The 18,947-nt window shown below is 53.3% G+C and carries 19 protein-coding genes; 11 read left to right on the top strand and 8 right to left on the bottom strand.

From position 1 onward, the window contains the following. Positions 1-24: 24 nt before the first annotated feature. The gene (gene flhC / locus FRIGORI9N_RS10560; protein ID WP_201301476.1) at positions 25-591 is read right to left on the bottom strand and encodes a flagellar transcriptional regulator FlhC; all 567 of its coding nucleotides are present in this window, start codon (positions 589-591) and stop codon (positions 25-27) included. A gap of 54 nt (positions 592-645) precedes the next feature. After that, entirely contained in the window at positions 646-963 is a 318-nt protein-coding gene (flhD, locus tag FRIGORI9N_RS10555; protein WP_201301475.1) for a flagellar transcriptional regulator FlhD, read from the bottom strand. A gap of 194 nt (positions 964-1,157) precedes the next feature. Here flhD and FRIGORI9N_RS10550 point away from each other — a divergent pair, with 194 nt between their 5' ends. Continuing rightward, the gene (locus tag FRIGORI9N_RS10550) at positions 1,158-2,036 is read left to right on the top strand and encodes an alpha/beta fold hydrolase (protein ID WP_159570561.1); all 879 of its coding nucleotides are present in this window, start codon (positions 1,158-1,160) and stop codon (positions 2,034-2,036) included. Here the strand turns inward: FRIGORI9N_RS10550 and FRIGORI9N_RS10545 are convergent. Then, complete coding sequence (locus FRIGORI9N_RS10545) at positions 2,020-3,447, bottom strand: amidase (protein WP_159570558.1); 1,428 nt, start codon at positions 3,445-3,447, stop codon at positions 2,020-2,022. The two genes, FRIGORI9N_RS10550 and FRIGORI9N_RS10545, sit on opposite strands and share 17 nt — an antisense overlap. Positions 3,448-3,502: 55 nt before the next feature. Here FRIGORI9N_RS10545 and FRIGORI9N_RS10540 point away from each other — a divergent pair, with 55 nt between their 5' ends. The 5 genes from FRIGORI9N_RS10540 (at position 3,503) to FRIGORI9N_RS10520 (ending at position 7,011) form a co-directional block, all read left to right on the top strand. Next, positions 3,503-3,940 (top strand): YchJ family protein, encoded by a 438-nt coding sequence (locus tag FRIGORI9N_RS10540; RefSeq protein WP_159570555.1) that lies wholly within the window; start codon positions 3,503-3,505, stop codon positions 3,938-3,940. A 125-nt stretch (positions 3,941-4,065) separates the two neighbouring features. Continuing rightward, positions 4,066-4,530, top strand: a complete 465-nt coding sequence (locus FRIGORI9N_RS10535) for an Hsp20 family protein (RefSeq protein WP_159570551.1) — start codon at positions 4,066-4,068, stop codon at positions 4,528-4,530. A gap of 88 nt (positions 4,531-4,618) precedes the next feature. Continuing rightward, positions 4,619-5,320, top strand: a complete 702-nt coding sequence (locus FRIGORI9N_RS10530; RefSeq protein ID WP_159570548.1) for an allophanate hydrolase subunit 1 — start codon at positions 4,619-4,621, stop codon at positions 5,318-5,320. Next, positions 5,313-6,287 (top strand): biotin-dependent carboxyltransferase family protein, encoded by a 975-nt coding sequence (locus tag FRIGORI9N_RS10525; RefSeq protein ID WP_159570545.1) that lies wholly within the window; start codon positions 5,313-5,315, stop codon positions 6,285-6,287. The genes FRIGORI9N_RS10530 and FRIGORI9N_RS10525 overlap by 8 nt, the downstream gene beginning before the upstream one ends. Further along, complete coding sequence (locus FRIGORI9N_RS10520; protein WP_159570542.1) at positions 6,277-7,011, top strand: LamB/YcsF family protein; 735 nt, start codon at positions 6,277-6,279, stop codon at positions 7,009-7,011. The genes FRIGORI9N_RS10525 and FRIGORI9N_RS10520 overlap by 11 nt, the downstream gene beginning before the upstream one ends. Here FRIGORI9N_RS10520 and FRIGORI9N_RS10515 read toward each other — a convergent pair whose 3' ends face one another. Continuing rightward, positions 7,012-7,455: a YkgJ family cysteine cluster protein gene (locus tag FRIGORI9N_RS10515; RefSeq protein ID WP_201301474.1), complete on the bottom strand. Its 444-nt coding sequence runs from the start codon at positions 7,453-7,455 to the stop codon at positions 7,012-7,014. Between the two features lie 180 nt (positions 7,456-7,635). On the opposite strand from FRIGORI9N_RS10515, the gene FRIGORI9N_RS10510 reads away from it, so the two are divergent. From FRIGORI9N_RS10510 to mnmH, 3 genes are all read left to right on the top strand, one after another. After that, a complete protein-coding gene (locus FRIGORI9N_RS10510; RefSeq protein ID WP_159570539.1) occupies positions 7,636-9,597 on the top strand; it encodes a DUF294 nucleotidyltransferase-like domain-containing protein in 1,962 nt (653 codons plus the stop codon). Then, the gene (locus FRIGORI9N_RS10505; RefSeq protein ID WP_159570536.1) at positions 9,594-10,328 is read left to right on the top strand and encodes a 3'-5' exonuclease; all 735 of its coding nucleotides are present in this window, start codon (positions 9,594-9,596) and stop codon (positions 10,326-10,328) included. Before FRIGORI9N_RS10510 ends, FRIGORI9N_RS10505 begins: the two co-directional genes overlap by 4 nt. A gap of 88 nt (positions 10,329-10,416) precedes the next feature. Continuing rightward, a complete protein-coding gene (gene mnmH / locus FRIGORI9N_RS10500; RefSeq protein ID WP_159570533.1) occupies positions 10,417-11,445 on the top strand; it encodes a tRNA 2-selenouridine(34) synthase MnmH in 1,029 nt (342 codons plus the stop codon). 26 nt (positions 11,446-11,471) lie between these two features. On the opposite strand, the gene FRIGORI9N_RS10495 is transcribed toward mnmH, so the two are convergent. From FRIGORI9N_RS10495 to FRIGORI9N_RS10480, 4 genes are read right to left on the bottom strand one after another with little or no spacing between them, the layout of a single operon-like run. Beyond that, positions 11,472-11,888: a thioesterase family protein gene (locus tag FRIGORI9N_RS10495; RefSeq protein ID WP_159570530.1), complete on the bottom strand. Its 417-nt coding sequence runs from the start codon at positions 11,886-11,888 to the stop codon at positions 11,472-11,474. Between the two features lie 18 nt (positions 11,889-11,906). Beyond that, positions 11,907-13,079, bottom strand: coding sequence for an iron-containing alcohol dehydrogenase (locus FRIGORI9N_RS10490; RefSeq protein ID WP_159570527.1), 1,173 nt, complete (start codon positions 13,077-13,079; stop codon positions 11,907-11,909). Positions 13,080-13,109: 30 nt separating this feature from the next. Next, a complete protein-coding gene (locus tag FRIGORI9N_RS10485) occupies positions 13,110-13,604 on the bottom strand; it encodes a DUF4442 domain-containing protein (RefSeq protein ID WP_159570524.1) in 495 nt (164 codons plus the stop codon). 14 nt (positions 13,605-13,618) lie between these two features. Continuing rightward, complete coding sequence (locus FRIGORI9N_RS10480; RefSeq protein ID WP_159570521.1) at positions 13,619-15,655, bottom strand: NADPH-dependent 2,4-dienoyl-CoA reductase; 2,037 nt, start codon at positions 15,653-15,655, stop codon at positions 13,619-13,621. Between the two features lie 218 nt (positions 15,656-15,873). Here FRIGORI9N_RS10480 and FRIGORI9N_RS10475 point away from each other — a divergent pair, with 218 nt between their 5' ends. Continuing rightward, complete coding sequence (locus tag FRIGORI9N_RS10475; RefSeq protein ID WP_159570518.1) at positions 15,874-18,375, top strand: ABC transporter permease; 2,502 nt, start codon at positions 15,874-15,876, stop codon at positions 18,373-18,375. Between the two features lie 73 nt (positions 18,376-18,448). Further along, the gene (locus FRIGORI9N_RS10470; protein ID WP_201301473.1) at positions 18,449-18,946 is read left to right on the top strand and encodes a group II truncated hemoglobin; all 498 of its coding nucleotides are present in this window, start codon (positions 18,449-18,451) and stop codon (positions 18,944-18,946) included. Position 18,947 lies beyond the last annotated feature (1 nt).

Here is an 18,947-nt window from a genome sequence, read left to right as displayed (position 1 = left end):
ACAACGGCACAGCCATCCAATTGCTTAAGCGGTTTCCAGCATGCTTTCTTCATTGAAGAAGCGGGTGGCTGCGTCTTGCTTGGTTTTCCCGGCACGGGAAGGCATGTTGCACAAACCGCACTCGTAGTTGTTCACCAGGTCATAGGTGTGCACCACAAAGTTGCCCTGACAGGTTTTGCAGGCAGTGGTGGTCAGCATGCCGGCATCAAAAAACTTCACAAGGCGCCATGCACGGGTCAGCGACAACACTTCCGGTAGGCCCAAGGCGTTGATTTGCTCGCGATAAAGTTTGTAAGCCTTTACCAGGCATTCCCCGTCTTCAAGGTCGGTGTGTTTGATGCATGTCGAGTAAAAATTAATGAACAGCGAGCAGTGAATATTCGGCTGCCAGGTCATGAACCAGTCGGTTGAAAAGGGCAGCATGCCCTTGGGTGGTGATTTCTGCTTGATTTCCTTGTAAAGGCGAATCAGGCGTTCACGCGACAATTGGGTTTCGCTTTCCAGAACTTGCAAGCGGGCATCCAGCTTGATCAGGTCAGAAGCAAGTTTGATTTGGACAGCCTCAGCCATCAAGGATTTAATCTTTGACATGTCTGTTCTCCAAAGCACCCTTGGGTGCATGAACCACGGTTTTTTTAAGTGCGTTTAAGCTGCAATTTGGGCGCTGCGGCCAGCCATCAGGATGGCGGCGTGCATGCCCGAAATGGCGCGTTCTTTTCCGTGGTCGGAGAGGAGTTTCCACACGGCAGGGTCTTCGAACCGAATGCTGCACATGGGCACATTGTTTGCTGCAATGCGCAAGACTTGTGCGGTGGTCAGTTGGTCCAGCAAGTCTGCTGTGTTTTCATCGATACCCAGGCGAATGATGGCCTCGGCTTTGTCTTCGTTGATGAGTTGTTTGGCCAGAAGCAGGTAAGATAAATTGGCTTCGCGAATTTGTTCCAGTAGTTCATTTGCTTTCATTTTGAACATCCTCCTATTCAAATCGAGCAATCTTTTTCAGAAGGTTTCGACGCTTCCCACAGACATCGATCCCAGTGAATGTATTGTTGAACAATCACGAAAAAAACTAAGCCATCCATTTGCTGTAAGCGAGATCAGTGAGCGGCTTTGGATGCTGTAAGAAAAAACCAGACAACACGACAGGTGAGACAACAATGAGTAATGCGTTTATGAACTGGCTTTGCCGCCGATTGATCGACTCCAAATGCAAGCAAATGGGCTTGGTCAAGAGCAGCATCAACACCGTAGACGGGCGCACCGTATTCTTCAAGGGCGGGCAAGGGCCCGACATGGTGCTGGTACACGGCTTTGGCGCCAACAAGGAAAACTGGCTGGCACTTGCCCCGCGATTGATGCGCCATTACACCGTATGGATTCCCGACCTGATCGGTTTTGGTGAATCAGACCGGCCCAGCAATGCACGATTCAATATTGCAGAGCAGGCTGACCGGGTTGTGCGTTGGCTTGATGCCGTGGGGGTCAAGAATTTCCATGTGATGGGCAATTCCATGGGCGGCTATTTGGCGGGCACACTGGCAGCCAACTTTGAAAACAGAGTGTTGAGCGCCTGTTTGCTCAACCCGGCAGGCGTGAAGGGTGCTGAACACACTGCCATTGGGCGCGCATTCGCAGATGAGGGAAAAATCATTCTTGCTCCCAGCAATTTTGAAGAATATGAAAAGGTGGTTGGCCTTTGTTTCAATGGCAAGGCACCACCCATGCCTGGCTTTATGCGCAAATACTTCGGGCGTATGTCGATCAAAAACAAATCGCTGCTTGACCGGGTGTTCATGGAATTTGTGAATCCCGATGCCAATGTAAGTTTGAATGAGATGGTAGAAAAAACCACCGTGCCCCTGATGGTGGTTTGGGGCGATTCGGATCAACTGGTGCACCCCGGCGGGCTGGCTGTGTTGAAACAGATCAAGCCTGAAATTGTTGATCTGTTGCTAGAAAATACGGGGCATTGCCCCATGGTAGACAGGGCCTCGCTGGTTTACAAAGCCCATCTGGAATTCATGCCAGCATCTTGAAAGGTTGGGCTTGCTCAATTTCCAGCGCAAGCTCAATTAATCGGAATTCATGACCCATGGCCGCTGCAAAATGGACTCCCACCGGAATTCCTTCAACGGTGTGGTGCATGGGCAAACTGATGGCCGGTGCACCTGCCACGTTTTGTGCCGCTGTGAAGGACGCAAAGTTAATCAACCTTTCCCTGGCCTCATCAAAAGGCAAGTCCAGCGCCAAATAACCCAAGGGCGGCGCAGGCTGGCCAAGTGTGGGGCTAAGTAGTACATCAAGGTCTGCAAATGCGGTGGCGTATTGCGCTTCAAATTGGTAAAGCCTGCGTAGCGCGAAAGGAAAGGTCAGTAAATTCCGGGTGAAATGCCTGGCCAGTCCGTGGGTGAGTGGTTCCAGCTTGCTGGTGTCCATGTGCCGGTCAACTGCCAGCTTGCCCAGGTGTGAAATCGATGCGGCAAGCATGCCCCAGTAAAGTAAAAAATCATCTGCAAACTGAGCATTGATCGGAATTTGAATTTCCTGCACTTCATGGCCCAGTTCTTCGCACAAGGCGGCCGCTTTGTGAACAGCTACTACACAGGCAGTGTCGGTTTCCTTTCCTGAAATTTTCTGGGTAAACATGCCAATTTTCAGGCGTTTGCGCCCTGGGGCCGTAATGTGTCCCAATGGTGGCAGGGTGGGGTTTTTGTAGTGTTCTTCGGCCAAGGCGAAAAACGCCGCAGTGTCCCTTACGCTGCGCGACACAATCCCGTCGCTAACAATATTGATGGGCAGGTTTTTCGCCATTTCATTCATGGCAAGGCGTCCACGGCTGGGTTTCAAGCCCACGAGCCCGCAACAGGCTGCAGGAATGCGGATAGAGCCACCGCCATCGTTTGCATGCGCAATTGGAACCACACCTGCAGCCACCAAGGCGGCTGAACCGCCCGATGATCCGCCTGTGCTGTGCCCTGTATTCCAGGGGTTGTGCGCGGGCTCGGCTTTGCTGTATTCGGTGGTGGCGGTCAGCCCGAATTCGGGCAACTTGGTTTTACCCAACAGCACCACACCCGTGTCGATGATTTGCTGTGCCACTGCGCTGGTGTGTTTCTTGGTAGTCGCCGGCATGGCCGCTGAACCGTGCTGGGTGGGCAAGCCTTGCAAATCCAGGTTGTCTTTCAAAAAAGCGGGTATGCCCTGAAATGCCCTGAAGTTTCCAAGCTCATCGTAATATTTTGCCTGAGCCAGCGCAGCTTCTTCCTGAAGGCACACCGTGGCGTGTAGCGCCGGGTTGACTTGCTCCAGCCGGTGGTAAGCGGCTTGCACCAGTGCAGTTGCACTGGTTTCTCCGCGTTGAAGTTGCGCGGCCAGGGCCACTGCATCGTGATGGCCCAAAGCGTCGGCATGGTTAAACGCATGCACTTGTGAAGGCTTAGTTGTCATTGTTAGTGGTCATTGTTGTTGGTTTTTGGTTGGCTGTCTCTGGCTTCAGTCTAAAATGAAAAATCTGCACAGTTCACCGGCTTTGCCCTACATGGTCCAAAAAAATAAATCACTGCTGTGCCCCTGCGGCAAGGGTTCCTATGCAAGCTGCTGTGAACCTTTTCACATCAACGTGGCATTGCCCCCTACTGCAGAGGCCCTGATGCGTTCACGGTACAGCGCCTATGCCATGGGTTTAAGCGACTACGTGTTGTCGACCTGGCATGCCAGTACCCGACCAAACCAGCTTGATTTACAACAGGAGCTTGCGCAAGGCCAATGGCTGGGCCTGAATGTAAAGGGGCACTGGCCACAAGGCAAACATGCGGAAGTGGAGTTTGTTGCCCGTTACAAGCCCCACAGCGGGCCAGCCAGTCGCTTGCATGAGCGCAGCCGTTTTGTGCAGGAAAACGGGCAATGGTTTTACGTCAATGGTGATCTTTTTTCGAGCTGAAATTTTTTAATAAAAGACCTTGAAATTGTCTGGGTGGCTCATAAATCAGTGGTGTGGGAAATGTCTCTGTGAGAGTTTCCGCACATTTTGAATAACTGATTTTTTGCTTCTCAGGAGAATGAATCATGGCAACAATCGACCTTACCCCTTTGTACCGCAGCACCATCGGTTTTGACCGCATGGCCACTATTCTGGATGCTGCAATGCGTGCCGATACCTCAACCGGCTATCCTCCCTACAACATTGAAGCACTGGAAGAAAACCGCTATCAAATCAGCGTGGCAGTGGCTGGTTTCGAGGAAAAAGAGCTTGAACTGGAAGTGGAGCGCGGCGTGCTGACAGTGCGTGGCCGCAAAGCTGACGAAGAGGGCAAACAGTACCTGCACAAAGGCATTGCATTCCGCAGTTTCGAGCGCAAATTCAACCTGGCAGACTACGTGCAAGTGGATGGCGCAAATTTGAAAAATGGTTTGTTGGTCGTCGAGTTGCGCAAGGTGATCCCAGAACAAATGAAAGTGCGCAGAATTCCGATTGGTGACACCGACCTTCGAACCATTGATTCCAGCGAAGGCAAACAGGCCGCAGCGTAAGCTGTGTAGTTCATCCCGAAAAAGCAGCCGTTGGCTGCTTTTTTTGTGTTTAAACTAAAGGCATTATGTTCAATTTTGTCGAGCACGCATGCCCAGGGTTTATCTTCTTTCCGATCGCGCAATTCAGATTGACTGGGGCACAGGGTCAACTCCTGGCGAGAATCAGGTCTCTGTTGCCCGACTCACCGCATTTCGTCAGGAATTGATTGAATCAATGCACTCTCTGGCTTGGTCCGCATTTCAATGTGTTCAGGCCGATCAATCAATCACCGTGTTGTTTACCAATTCAATTCTTTCCAATTCGCAAGGCAAATCCATACTGGAGCAACTTGATCGGCTCGTTTCTGAACTGACGAAAAGTACGAAGAACTTGGTCAAGTCGGGAAGCCAGCATCGAATTCTCGTGAACTATGGCGGTGTCGCCGGGCAAGACCTTCAATGGTTGGCCACCAAAACAGAACTAAGTCCTGAAGCCCTTATCGAGCTGCACAGCAGCGCCACATACACTGTTCAGTTTTTGGGTTTTTTACCCGGCTTTGCTTACCTCACAGGTTTGCCCAAGCAGCTTCAGTTTGCGCGCCGGGACACGCCGCGCCCGCGCGTGCCAGCAGGCACATTGGCAATTGGCGCACATTATTGCGCTGTGTATCCTTGGGAAAGTCCCGGTGGGTGGCATTTGTTGGGGCATGTGGAGCAGGTGCTTTTTGATCCTGAGATCACAGGGCAGGAAGGGCAGTCACTTTTCAAGGCCGGTGACACCGTGCAATTCATTCGGGCTGATCATGCTTAAAATCGTCAGGGCGCAGGGGCAGGGCATTGTCAGCGATTCGGGTCGTTGGGGCTACCAACATGAGGGTGTGCCTATTGGGGGCGTGCTCGATGGGTTTTCCTTCCGCCTGGGCAACCTTGCGCTGGGCAATCCAGACAATGCTGCTTGCCTGGAGCTGATGGGGCAATTCGATTTTGTGTGTGCCAAACCATGCCGGGTGCTGTTTGCAAACCGTGGTGCACAAGCCTGTTTAAATGGAAAGTCCTTGCTGTGCGGTCAAATGGTGGATCTGCAGGAAGGCGACTTGTTGCGAACAAGGCCGCCGCACTTGGGCTTTTGGAACCTTTTGTGCGTGCAGGGCGGCGTCGATGTGCCGGAACTCATGGGCTCTCGCAGCACCTGCCTTGCAGCAGGTTTTGGGGGCTTTCAGGGCAGGGCCTTGCAGGTTGGGGATGAACTGCATTTTGCCCGACAGTTCACCACCAGCATACGGCCCGGAATTCGTTTGGCCATGCCATTGGCCCGCGCTGAACATTCAACCCGACTGGGGCTTCATTTACTGCCAGGCCCGGAATTTTTTGAGCTCAGTGAAAATTCTCAAGACCTGCTTGTCCACCAGTTTTTCACTCTGGGCATGCTAAGCAGTCGAATGGGGTATCGTTTGGAGGGGGCTGAATCGCCTTTGTCCCTGAAGCACGCGGTGTCCTTGCGCTCACATGCGGTTCACCCTGGTGTCGTGCAGTTGACGCCCAGCGGGCAGGCGGTGGTGCTGTTGTGCGAAGCGCAAGTCACCGGTGGTTACCCCCGCCTTGGCAGCGTGCTGTCTTGCGATCTTTGGAAATTGTCGCAACTGGGATCGGGGGAAAGCGTAAATTGGGTATTGGTTGATGAAGAGCAAGCGTTGCGCCTGCAGTCCAGGCATGAACAGGAGTGCAGGCGTTACAGGCACGAAATTGAATGTAACGAGGCAAACACAAATGTGGATTAATGCAGATTTGGGTGAAGGTGGTGCCCACGATGAAACCATGTTCAATGTTATTGATTGGGCCAATATTGCCTGTGGCGGCCATGCGGGTGACGAGCAAAGTATTCGCCAGGCGTGTGCCTTGGCGCTTGAGCATGATGTGGAGGTGGGCGCGCACCCCAGTTACCCGGATCGCGCAGGTTTTGGGCGCCAGAAGCCTGAAATTTCACCCGCCGTGCTACTGAACGAGCTGAAGCAACAAATGGAGTTGTTTGAAAACATCGCCGCAAAAATGGGCTGTACCAGCTCGCATTTCAAGTCCCATGGGCAGCTGTATAACGATGCCGCGGTTCAACCCGCCGAGGCAGAAATACTGATCAAGCTGGCCCATGCATTTCCGCACCTTAAAATGCTGGCCCTGGCAGAAAGCCCCCTGGTTGCTTGGGCGCGCTCTGCGGGCATTCAGGTGATCGAGGAGGCTTTTCCCGATCGGGCTTACTTGGGCAACGGTACGCTGGCACTGAGAAGTCACCCGGGTGCTTTGCTACATGACCCGGTTCAGGTCAAGGCCCAGGCTGCCTTGATGATACGAGGTGGTCCATTGCCATGTCTGGATGGTTCGAGCCGTGTTGTCGTGGCTCAAACTTTGTGTGTGCACGGCGACAGCCCCCAGGCAGTGGAAAATGCACAGGCGGTTCGCGCTGCGTTAACAGAGCACGATCAAGACATGTTCAATGGTGCTGACTGATTAAAGACCTGTATTGATTTCAGGCGTTGGCAGGGTGATGTGATCCGGCACACCAACCACCGGCACGTAACGTACATCCAGCGGTGCAAGACCGTGCTGGGCGCGTGCCTGGTTGCATCGGGGATTTAACTCGCCTTGTGCATTGAACACATCGTATTCCCGACAAGGGGAAGGGCGATTCTCGTAAATGGTGCAGTTGACTGACTCACCAATATTGCCCGCCAGTGCAATGCAACGTGGCTTGCTCTGTGAGCTTCCCTTCATGCAGCTGCGGTACAGGTTCATTTGCTCGGTCATTTCCACTGGCACCACACCGCCTTCGGCCGCCGTGGTCTCTCCCCAGTAAAAGCTGATTCTGAAGGTTGAGCAGCATACGCCGCAGCTTTGGCACAGGGCTTCAACGCCTGCGCCGTCGACAATAATAGTGGTGGGATTTGACTGCAATTTAACCTCGGAAAAAGACAGCCATCGGGGGAGTTGCGCGAATATATTCCTGCCTCTGGCGCAAAGCAAGCACTATTTTCAGGGCGCGTCGTTTGGAAGAAACAAGCTTTTTGTAAGGTGCTGAGGCTACAATAGGGAAAACCATTATAAAAACCATTTAGCCCAGCAAATGGAGAGACTGTGAATCGACCGAATGCCGCTTCTGTGGCTGATTCGGGGGTAAATGCTCCTGAATCAGCCCAATCCAGTACCAGCCCCTCTGGGCAAATGCTGGACTACATCAAGCAAAGACTAGTCAAATACGCGCCGTTTAGTGAAATTCCGCCGCGCGACCTGGACTGCCTGCTTGATGGTTGTGCTGAAACCTACTTTGCGCCCAATGAAGTAATTGTGCGGCCCGACGACGGCCCTCCCCAGTTTCTTTACTATGTTGAAAAAGGCTCAGCCGTAGGCCGAAAGGGTTTGGCCGACCTGTCCTCTACCGGGTTTCAATATGAAGCCGGGGAAATGTTTCCCGTGAACGCCTTTTTGGCCAAACGTGCTGTAACTGCCACCTACAGTGCCCGCGAAGACACCTTTTGCCTGATGTTCACTTTCGACGGTGTCCAGGCGCTGGCACGCAAAAGCCCGGTGTTTTCCGATTACCTGACCCGGCGCACCATGCAGTTTCTGGACCTTTCAAGAAAGGCAATTCAGGTCGCTTATTCTTCGCAAACGCTGGCAGAGCAAACCCTTGAGAAACCCTTAAGGGATGTGTGCCGCCATGAGCCGTTTTCATGTTCGCCCAATACCCCGCTGAAGCAGGTGCTGGAAGTGATGCATGAGCATCGAATCGGCTCCATGATCGTTGTGAGCGAGACCATGGTGGTTGAAGGAATTTTGACCCGGCAAGACGTGCTCTCCCGTGTCGCCATGGCGCAAAAACCGCTTAACTCGCAAATTTCCGAGGTCATGAATACGCCTGTGCACACCTTGGATGAGAGCAATTCTGCGCAAGACGCCGCCTTGTTAATGTCCAGATTCGGCATACGCCATGTGCCAGTAACCCGCAATGGCAAATTAAGTGGAATTGTGTCTGAGCGCGATATTTTTGCCATGCAGCGCTTGTCGCTGAAGCAAATCAGCAGCAACATTCGGTCTGCCCAAGACGCTGAAATGCTGCGCACCTGCGCCAACGACATACGCAGTTTTGCCAAAAACCTGCTGGGCCAGGGCATTGCTGCGAAACAGCTGACCGAATTGATCAGCCACCTGAACGATGTGCTCACCGAGCGCATTCTTGAAGTGGTGGGTAACCGCATGGGCATTGATGCCAACAGCTACTGTTGGCTCAGTTTCGGCTCTGAAGGCCGTTCGGAACAAACCATTGCCACAGACCAGGACAACGGCTTGTTGTTCGTCAGCGATCAGCCCGAAGTGGACAGGCCACGCTGGCTGGCTTTTGGCAAAGAAGTAAACCAAACACTTGACCAGTGCGGTTACCCATTGTGCAAGGGCAACATCATGGCCAGCAACCCTGATTGCTGCATGACAGCGGGTGAGTGGTTAAACAAATTTGCACGATGGATCGACGTGGCTACCCCCGAGAACCTGCTGCGCGTGAACATCTTTTTTGATCTTCGTGCTTTGGCGGGTAACAAGGAGTTGGCACAACCGCTTCGTGATTACATCGTGACCCGTGCCAAAGACTCCACCATATTCTTGCGTCTTCTGGCTGAAAACATCATGCGTTTTCGCCCACCATTGAATTGGCACGGCAGTATTGACACAACCGAGATCGAAGACATTCGAACACTGGACTTGAAAAAGCAGGGTACGGCGGTGTTTGTAGATGCTGCACGCTTCTTCTCGCTGGTGTTTGGTATTGATGAAGTCAATACGCGCCGCAGGTTCGAGGCAGTGGCCAAGCGTTTAAGTGTGGAAGAACAACGCCGGGACGCCTGGGTTAGTGCCTTTGAGTTTTTGCAAATGATGCGCCTTCGCATACAACTTGATGAAGGCGTGGCCGTTCCCAATTTGCCGGATCAACCCAACGTGGTGAATTACGATGTGCTGGATAACATTGACCGCCGCATACTGAAAGAGTGTTTCCGGGTGGGGCGCCGTTTGCAGCAGCGAATTGAAATGGAGCACATGCGTTGAGCACCACATTGCAGGGCCAATTGTTGCCCGCTCAAGGCTGGGCCAGCTACATAAAAACCCGCCTGGTTCAAACGCTGGATTTCTCCAGCCCCAATCCCGATCGATGGGTGGTGGTTGACGTAGAGTCATCGGGTTTGAACCCGAAAAAAGATCGTTTGATCTCAATTGCAGCCACAGCGATTGCTTTTGACTCGCAACGCCGCCCAAGAATTTCTTTGACCGATACTTTTGAGGTGGTGATAAAACAGCCCCCTGAAATTGTCGACATGATTGAATTTGAGGCCATCGACAAAAACAATATTTTGATTCACGGCATTGGCATTGGTGCGCAGCAGCGCGGTGTGAAGGCCGAGGTGGCTTTGTCTGAATTTCTTTGCTATGTCGGCAACTCGCCGATCATTGCATTTCATAGCTGGTTTGATGAAATCCTGATTAACAAAGCCATGCGCAAAGTGCTGGGCCGGGCAACCCACCGGCACTGGCTTGATCTTGAACACTTGGCCGCGGTGCTGCACAAGGAAAACCATCAACTACCGCTGGATGTCTGGATGCAGCGTTATGGCATTGAATGCGAACAACGCCACCAAGCCGCAGCCGATGTGTTGGCCACTGCGCAACTGCTCATGAAGTTGTGGCCCATGTTGCAAAAACGAAAGGCCACTGACTGGAAAGAACTGAAAACCATTGTTGGTGGCCTGAAAACCCTGCCAGGCCGCAATCTACCCACATAATTGCCGGGCAGGGCTTGTCCGGTTTGGTCAATCCCTTGTTTTACGCTATTCTGCCGGGCTGAACATTTTGATTTGAAGTTGTCTGGCCATGCATGATTTTTCCAGTTACACGCTGATTATTGATGCCCGCTCGCCGCGCGAGTACGAGGAAGATCACATACCTGGTGCAGTCAACATGCCCGTGGTGAACAACGACGAGTATGCAGAGGTCGGCACCCTTCACCGCAGCGACAAAATGGGCGCATACAGCATTGGCGTGCGTTATTCCTTGGCCAATATTGCACGGCACTTGACCGAAGACCTGCCCAAATACCCCAAAGACGGCAAGGTGCTGGTGTACTGCTTCCGTGGAGGCAAGCGGAGCAAACTGTGGATTGATGCGCTTGAAACCATTGGTTACGACGTACAAAAGCTCACTGGCGGCTGGAAAGCCTATCGACGCTGGGTGAATGAGCAGCTTGAAACAGCGCCCACGAAGTTTGACTACCACGTACTGAGTGGGCCAACCGGTTGTGGAAAAACCCGCCTGTTGTACGCCTTGCACGAAGCGGGTTGCCAAGTGGTGGATCTGGAGGCGATTGCAAGGCACCGTGGTTCGATTATTGGTGCCATTCCCGATACGCCGCAGCCCTCGCAAAAGTATTTTGATACCTTGTTGCTTGAGGAACTTGCCAAGCTGGATCCTTCCAGACCTGTGTGGGTAGAAGCGGAAAGCAAAAAAATCGGCAACGTGCAAATTCCTGCTTCCATGCTTGATTCCATGCGCAAGGGTAAAACCGTTCGTGTGCATGCGGACATGCAACAGCGGGTTGAACTGTGGCGCCAGGATTACAAACACTTTGAAGAAGACCCGGAAGGCATGCTGGAACGCCTGCGTTTTATCCGTAGCCTGGTGGGTGGAAAAGAATTCGAAGAGTGGGAAAAACTGGCGGCTGACCGACAAATGCCGGAGCTGTTTGAGCGTTTGATGCGCAACCATTACGACCCGGCATACCGCCGCTCAATATTGCGCGAATATCCCAATATTGATGAGTCACCCCTGATTGACTTGAGCGACTTGTCGCCAGCCGGTTTGTTGCAAGTGGCGAAAAACATTCGAGCGCAATACGAGCATTGACTGAGCAATGCTCGAACACTGATTTTTTAGATCACCAGCAATGCCATTTTGCGACGTATGCCTTCCGGAATCGGCGTGGGTGTATTGTTGGCTTTGTTCACAAACACATGAATGAAGTAGCCCTGGGCGCACAATTCACCTTCGGCATTGAAAAGCCCCAATTCATAACGCACTGAACTGTTGCCCAACTTGCCCACACGCAGGCCTGCCATAACGGGCTCAGGGTAGGCCAGTGGCTTTAGGTATTTGCACTGGCTTTCCACCACAAAACCCACCACTTCGCCGTTGTGAATGTCCAGGCCACCTTCTTCAATCAGGTAGCGGTTCACCACGCTGTCAAAGTAGCTGTAATACACCACGTTGTTCACATGGCCGTAAATGTCGTTGTCGTGCCAACGGGTTTGAACCAGTTGCTGTAAGGGGTATTGAGCCAGTGTGGTCATGGTCGTTGTTGGTATTGTTTAGTAGGCTGCCTGGTATATGGCCAAGGCCTCGGCCTCGTTCACATCGCGCGGGTTGTTACTCAGCAAGCGGGTTTGCAGCATGGCGGCGCTGGCCATCACCGGCAAATCTTTTTCGGCAATGCCCACTTCGCGCAAGCCCACCGGCAAACCAGTGGAGGGCGACAGGGTTGCCGTGTAGTCAATGAAGGCCTGCGCCAGTTGTGCCTGGTTGTCACCATGGTGGCCCAGCTTCAACACCTGCGCCAATTCAGCATATTGCTGCTCGGCTGCGGGCAAGTTAAAGCGCAACACATGGGGCAGCACCAGTGAATTGCTCAAGCCATGCGGCACGTGAAATATGCCGCCCACTGGATAAGCCAAGGCATGCACTGCGCCCACGGGGGCGTTTGCAAAAGCCTGGCCCGCCATGCAAGAACCCAGCATCATCGCCTGGCGCGCCTCGCGGTTGCCAGGGTCTTTGCACACGGTGTGAAGGTTCGCAGCCAGCAGGCGCAGCGCCTCACAGGCCAGAAAGTCCGCATAGGGATTTTTCAGACGTTTGCTGGTGTAGGCCTCAATGGCATGCACCATGGCGTCAATGCCGGTGGCTGCGGTGACATGTTGTGGCAGGCTAAGTGTCCAGTCCGCATCCAGAATGGCCAGGTCGCCGTACAGCACAGGTGAAACTACGCCCATTTTTGTATCCACACCCGTGGTTACAATTGAAATTGGCGTTACTTCACTGCCGGTTCCGGCGGTGGTGGGCACCAGCACCAGTGGCAACCGGTCGCTGTGTACATTGCCCACGCCGTACATGCTTGTCAGCTCTTGCTTGCCGCGCGCCAACACAGCGATCAGCTTGGCCACATCCAGCGTAGAGCCACCACCAATGGCCACTACCACATCTGCATTGAAATCTTTTGCCAGTTGGGTTACACGGTGCACCAAGGCCTCGGGCGGGTCGGGTTCCACATCGTTGCAACTGTGCACGGCGTGCCCTGCTGACGCCAAATTGTCGCAAATGGTTTTGAACGCAGCAGTACCGGAAATAAAAGGATCCACCAGCATGAAGACCCGTGCTGTTTTTAGTCCGTGCTGCGTCAACAATGGGGCCAGCATGTCTGCCATTCGTACAGAGCTGCCCGATTCGCACACAATACGGTTGACGGTTCTAAATTCAAATGGGGCCATGCCGGTGTCTCCTCGCTGTTTTTTTGTATTTTAGCCTTTGCGCTTGGGGGTCCAGGCCCAAATGGCGCGAACAAAGATCGGTTCTTTGCTTTCGCCATCGGTAATGGTGACCGCCACATCCACTTCACCGCGTTCCTCGGTTTGCATCATGGTGATTTGTTCCTGCGTCAGCATGGCTTCGGCGCGCATATCGCCCGCTGCCCGTTTGCGGTAATCCACCTCCATGCGCTTGATCACGGGTATCGCATTGGCAGGTACGTTCAAGCCGACCAAAGCACCTGTGGCTGATTCAGCAATCATGATCATGGCCACAGCATGCACCGTACCAATGTGGTTTTGTACATAGGGGCGGTTTTTAATCACCACAATCGAATGGTTGGGCTCAATCCACTCAAACTTCAAACCACTGGTTTTGAAGTACTTCACGGCGCGCCCAAACAGCAGGGTAAATGCGCGGGTTTTTAAAGGTGTGGGCAGTTTGTCCACTTGCGCATACACTTTTTGCAGCATCGATTTTTCAGTCATTTTTTGTTCTGCCTTTACAGGGTTACAGCCAGGCGAGTGGCTTGGTTAATTGCTCGTTTGGCGTCCAGTTCAGCAGCCACTGATGAACCGCCCACCAAATGCACGGGCACGCCCAAGGCCTCGATCGGTTCTACCAGTTCACGCAAGGGGTCCTGGCCAGCACACACAATAATGTTGTCCACTTCCAGAATTTGGGGGCCATGCGCACCCATCACATGCAAACCACGGTCGTCAATTTTCAGGTACTCAACACCCTGCATAAAGTGAACGCGGCGGCTTTTCAAGCTGGCCTTGTGCACCCAGCCCGATGTTTTGCCAAGGCGTTTGCCCAAGGGTTCGTCCTTGCGCTGACATAGCCACACCTCACGTGCAGGCTTGGGTGGTTCTGGCTGCACGCCATCAATACCACCTGCGTTCTTGGGGTCAAAGGTAATGCCCCATTCTTTTTTCCAGCTTTCCAGGTCCAGTGTGGGGGAAGGGTGGGCAAAGTCGTGCGTCAGGTATTCCGACACATCAAACCCAATGCCACCAGCTCCAATCACCGCCACTTTCTGGCCCACTTCTTTTTTGTGGAGCAGCACGTCGATGTAGCTCATCACCTTGGGGTGATCAATGCCTTCAATACCGGGCGTGCGGGGTTTAATACCAGTGGCCAGAATGACCTCTTCAAACTGTTCTTTTGAAATCAGCGCGGCGTCTACCCGCGTGTTCAGGCGAACGTCCACGTTCTTCAGTTCCAGTTGACGCTTGAAATAGCTGATGGTCTCAAAAAATTCTTCTTTGCCCGGAATTTGTTTGGCCATGTTGAACTGGCCACCAATTTCACTCGCTTTGTCGAACAGGCTTACGTGGTGTCCACGACGGGCCAGTTCAGTGGCCGCTGCCAGTCCTGCCGGGCCTGCACCCACCACGGCAATTTTCTTTTTGCGCTCGATCGGTTTGTCCACAATTTCAAGTTCATGGCAGGCGCGCGGGTTCACCAAACAAGAGGCACGCTTCAGGCTGAAGGTGTGGTCAAGGCAAGCCTGGTTACAGGCAATGCATATATTGATTTCGTCGGCGCGGCCTTCTTTGGCCTTGATCGCAAAATCGGGGTCAGCCAACAGGGGGCGAGCCATCGACACCATGTCGCATGCTCCGTCGGCCAACAGTTGCTCTGCCACATCCGGTTTGTTGATGCGGTTGGACGCAATCACGGGAATACGCAATTCTTTCCTCAGGCGCGCGGTCAGTTCAGCAAACGCCGCACGGGGTACAGACGTAACAATGGTGGGTACACGGGCCTCATGCCAGCCAATTCCGGTGTTCAGCAAGTTGGCTCCAGCGTCTTGCACAGCCTTGGCGATGTAACTGACGTCTTCCCAGGTGTTGCCACCTTCGACCAGGTCAAGCAGGGAATGGCGATAAATAATGATGAATTTCTCGCCCACGGTTTCGCGAATGCGGCGAACAATTTCAACCGACAAACGCGCACGGTTTTCAACTGAACCGCCCCAGCGGTCGGTTCGGTGGTTGGTTCGCTTGCAAATAAACTGGTTCAGAAAATAGCCCTCAGAACCCATCACTTCCACACCGTCGTAACCGGCTTCTTGCGCAATTTTTGCAGAACGTGCAAATGCCGCAATGGTTCGGCGAATGCCGAAGTCGCCAATTTCGCGGGGTTTGAACGGGTTAATTGATGACTTCACATTCGAAGCCGAGACGCTGAGCGGGTGATAGGCATAACGACCGGCGTGCAATAGTTGCATCACGATTTTGCCGTCGTGCTTGTGCACGGCTTCGGTCACTTTCTTGTGGTGTTTGATGGCACCGCTGCTGCTCAATTTGGAGGCAAAAGGATACAGCCAACCTTCCAGATTCGGAGAAAACCCGCCGGTCACGATCAAGGCAGTGCCGCCTTTGGCGCGCGCTTCAAAGTAGGCAGCAAATTTGTCGAATTCCTTGTATTTGTCTTCAAGGCCGGTGTGCATCGAACCCATCATGATGCGGTTACGCAATGTGGTAAAGCCAAGGTCGAGCGGAGAATTCAAATGGGGGAATGCGTCAGACACGTTACCGTCTCCTTAAAAATCGGTAGTTTTTTGTAATGTATTTACTTATGTTACTTAAAAGTAATTTTTATTGTTGGAGTCAGCACTCAAAATAGCACGATCGGTCAATTTTTTGCGTGTTTTATTCATGAAGAAATTACTGCGCCGCAATATTCAGGGGAACCTGTATCCCCGCGCTTTGTCCTAAACTGGTGTTTTACCCAGCAAGCGCTTTCCCCATGCAGTCTTTTCAATATTGGGCGCGGCAATCACGCCGTGCATCGTTCCGCATTTTGTTCGTGGCCTTGGTCTTGGCTGTGGCCGCGATATCCTCCGTGGGGGTGTTTTCAGCCCGCATCGAGGCGGCTTTGGTGCGCGACGCCAGCCAAATGTTGGGCGGAGACCTGGTCATTGAATCCAAACGCAATGTGGATGCCGCACCTTGGCTTTCCGTGCTGGACAAGCCGGAATACGCCAGTTTGAAGCAGGCGCAAAGCGTGGTGTTTCCCAGCGTGGTCCCTTCCGAGCGGGTTGATCTGCTTGTGTCTCTGAAAGCAGTGAACAACACTTATCCGCTGCGTGGACAAATGACAGTGCGCAACGCACAGGGGCAGGATGAAAAAGTGGCCAGTGGTCCGCCACAAGGCGAGCTTTGGGTAGACCAAGGCGTATTGGGTTCGCTGGATGTTCAATTGGGTGATGAAATTCAGGTGGGCGAAATTACACGCCCGGTAACGCGCGTCATTCTGGTAGAGCCTGACCGTGGCGGTGGTTTTGTTAATTTTGCCCCTCGCGTGATGATGAATACCGCCGACCTGGGCGAATCGAAGTTGCTGGGCCTTGGCTCGCGCGCCACCTGGCGAATTTATTTCACAGGCGCTCAACCCCTGGTTGACCAACTGATCACTGAACTTACTCCCCAGTTAACCCCTGTCGAGGAAATTGAAACCCTTGAAAACGGGCGTCCGGAGATCAGCAATACTTTAGAACGCGCCAATGATTTTCTGGCCATGGCCGCACTGATCGGCACCATGGTGGCCTGCGTGGGCATTGCGCTTGTTGCGCATTTGTTTGCCAAAGAGCAGGCCAGCGAATTGGCCGTGCTGAAAAGCCTGGGTTACACGCCCAAACGCCTGTTGCGCATGTGGGTCATCGGCATGGGCCTGTTAACGCTGGGTGCAGGGGTGCTGGGTGTGGCCTTGGGGTGGGCGGCCCACTGGGGCTTGCTGGCCTTGCTGGCCGAACTGGTGGGGGTTGATTTGCCACTGGCCGGTTTGTATTACCTGCCCATGGGTATTTTGCTGTCAGCACTGCTGTTGTTCGGTTTTGCTGCGGTGCCAACCTGGTATGCCTTGCGTGCACCGGCAGTGGCAGTAATTCGTCATCAAACGCTTAAAAGCAGTGGTGGGCAATTGGTGTTGTCTGTGCTGTTTGGCGTGCTCACGGCAATTGCTGTGTGTTTGCTGATTGTGAACAATGTGGTGTTGGCCCTGTTGCTGTTCGCCGGCTTTGTTGGCACCTCCCTTGTGTTTGCCTTGTTGTTTTGGGGCCTGCTCAAGGCCTTGGCTTATTTCGGGCGGGGCAGGTCGTCCAAAGGTTCCAACATTGCGGTGTTTCAAAGCATGTCCAAACGTGCCAGCACACTGGTGTTGCAGGGTGTCAGCCTTGCGTTGGGCCTTGCCGCATTGTTGATGCTGGCTGTGGTGCAGGGTGATCTCATTGACCGCTGGCAAGAAGCCGTGCCCGAAGACGCACCCAATCGTTTTGTGTTCAATATTCAACCGGATCAAGTTGAGGGCGTGCAACAAACCCTGAATACGGCAAGCCAGAATCCCGTGCGCCTGTATCCCATGGTGCGTGGCCGTTTAAGCGCCATCAATGGAGAAATCATTACTGCGGAAACTTTCGCTGATGAACGTGCCCGCAATACCGTGGAACGTGAACTGAACCTGAGTTTTGCCGATACATTGCCCACGCACAACACCCTTGCAGAAGGCGCATGGTTTGACGAAACACAAGTCAAAGCAGAGGTTTCAGTTGAAGATGGCGTGGCCGTGCGCCTGGGGCTCGCCATGGGCGACAAGCTGACTTTCGACATTGCAGGCACACCGCTCACGGTTGAAATTACCAGCATTCGCGAACTGCGTTGGGATTCCATGGAAGTGAACTTCTTCATGGTGTTTCCGACCGAAGTGCTGGAAAGTTTCCCGCAAACCTGGATTACTTCGGTCAGTTTGCAACAAGACAAAGCCATTCCTGTGTCGCGTGAGTTGGTGCGCAGTTACCCCAACTTGACGGTACTGGACACTGAACTGGTGATCACCCAGCTTCGCAAAATTCTGGGGCAGGTGGGGCAGGCTGTTCAATTTGTATTTCTGTTCACTGTGGCAGCAGGTGGCTTGGTGGTGGTGGCCTGCGTCATGACAGGTGCACGGGTGCGCACCCGCGAAGCCGCGATTTACCGCGCCATGGGTGCTTCTACTGCGCAACTTCAACGCGCCGCATGGCTCGAGCTTTCTGTGCTGGGTGCTTTGGCTGGCTTGGTGGCTGCAATAGCCGCCCAGGGTTTGGGCTGGGGTGTGGCGCATTTTGTGTTCGAGTTTGAATATTTCCTGTCGCCCATGCACATTGTTGCGGGGGTGGTGGCAGGTGCTGCGGTGTCGGTGTTGTTTGGTGCATGGTCAGTGAACAAGGTGTGCCGCGCACCGGTGATGCAAACCTTGAGGCAAGCCACCGCGTAAAGCATGTTACATGCCGGTACAATGTGGGTAGATTATCCGCATTACCCAGACCCAAATTCAGGCCGGCATGTCCATGAGCAACAACGATTCAAGCAGCACCAGCACCAACACAAGCGACGACGCGCAACCCAAATCGCCCATTCTTTACTTCGGCGACACGCCAGAAGACCAACAGGTGGGCGTGCGCAAGCTGGTTGATCTGTTTTACGACGAAATGGATCAAAACCCCGATTTCGAGCGCATTCGCAAGCTGCACCCGGTTCACCTGAATCATTCACGCGAAAAGTTTTACCTGTTCCTGTCGGGCTGGTTGGGTGGTCCCGACTTGTATTCGCCCCAGTTTGGTCATCCACGTTTGCGCATGCGCCACATGCCCTTTCCCATTTCCAGTGAGGACCGTGACCAATGGCTGTTGTGCATGGTCAATGCCTTGCGTGCCATGCAACTGCCCGAGAAAGTCATTGAAGGGCTGATGTTGTCATTTTTCCGCACAGCCGACTGGATGCGTAACAAACCCGATCCCGAGGGCAGCGCCAAGGGTTTGAACACCATTTCAATCAAGGGCGAGTAAG

It is taken from the genome of Limnobacter sp. 130, assembly GCF_902506325.1.
Lineage (GTDB): Bacteria > Pseudomonadota > Gammaproteobacteria > Burkholderiales > Burkholderiaceae_B > Limnobacter.
This window is presented reverse-complemented; position numbering and strand designations above follow the sequence as displayed.

Bases quoted from the DNA above. Each gene is read 5' to 3' on its own strand.
- FRIGORI9N_RS10540 (WP_159570555.1), top strand. From the start codon at position 3,503: ATGAAAAATCTGCACAGTTCACCGGCTTTGCCCTACATGGTCCAAAAA.
- FRIGORI9N_RS10530 (WP_159570548.1), top strand. From the start codon at position 4,619: ATGCCCAGGGTTTATCTTCTTTCCGATCGCGCAATTCAGATTGACTGG.
- FRIGORI9N_RS10485 (WP_159570524.1), bottom strand. From the start codon at position 13,604: ATGACTGAAAAATCGATGCTGCAAAAAGTGTATGCGCAAGTGGACAAA.
- FRIGORI9N_RS10545 (WP_159570558.1), bottom strand. From the start codon at position 3,447: ATGACAACTAAGCCTTCACAAGTGCATGCGTTTAACCATGCCGACGCT.
- flhD (WP_201301475.1), bottom strand. From the start codon at position 963: ATGAAAGCAAATGAACTACTGGAACAAATTCGCGAAGCCAATTTATCT.
- FRIGORI9N_RS10475 (WP_159570518.1), top strand. From the start codon at position 15,874: ATGCAGTCTTTTCAATATTGGGCGCGGCAATCACGCCGTGCATCGTTC.
- flhC (WP_201301476.1), bottom strand. From the start codon at position 591: ATGTCAAAGATTAAATCCTTGATGGCTGAGGCTGTCCAAATCAAACTT.
- FRIGORI9N_RS10525 (WP_159570545.1), top strand. From the start codon at position 5,313: ATGCTTAAAATCGTCAGGGCGCAGGGGCAGGGCATTGTCAGCGATTCG.
- FRIGORI9N_RS10470 (WP_201301473.1), top strand. From the start codon at position 18,449: ATGAGCAACAACGATTCAAGCAGCACCAGCACCAACACAAGCGACGAC.
- mnmH (WP_159570533.1), top strand. From the start codon at position 10,417: ATGCATGATTTTTCCAGTTACACGCTGATTATTGATGCCCGCTCGCCG.
- FRIGORI9N_RS10490 (WP_159570527.1), bottom strand. From the start codon at position 13,079: ATGGCCCCATTTGAATTTAGAACCGTCAACCGTATTGTGTGCGAATCG.
- FRIGORI9N_RS10520 (WP_159570542.1), top strand. From the start codon at position 6,277: ATGTGGATTAATGCAGATTTGGGTGAAGGTGGTGCCCACGATGAAACC.
- FRIGORI9N_RS10550 (WP_159570561.1), top strand. From the start codon at position 1,158: ATGAGTAATGCGTTTATGAACTGGCTTTGCCGCCGATTGATCGACTCC.
- FRIGORI9N_RS10535 (WP_159570551.1), top strand. From the start codon at position 4,066: ATGGCAACAATCGACCTTACCCCTTTGTACCGCAGCACCATCGGTTTT.
- FRIGORI9N_RS10495 (WP_159570530.1), bottom strand. From the start codon at position 11,888: ATGACCACACTGGCTCAATACCCCTTACAGCAACTGGTTCAAACCCGT.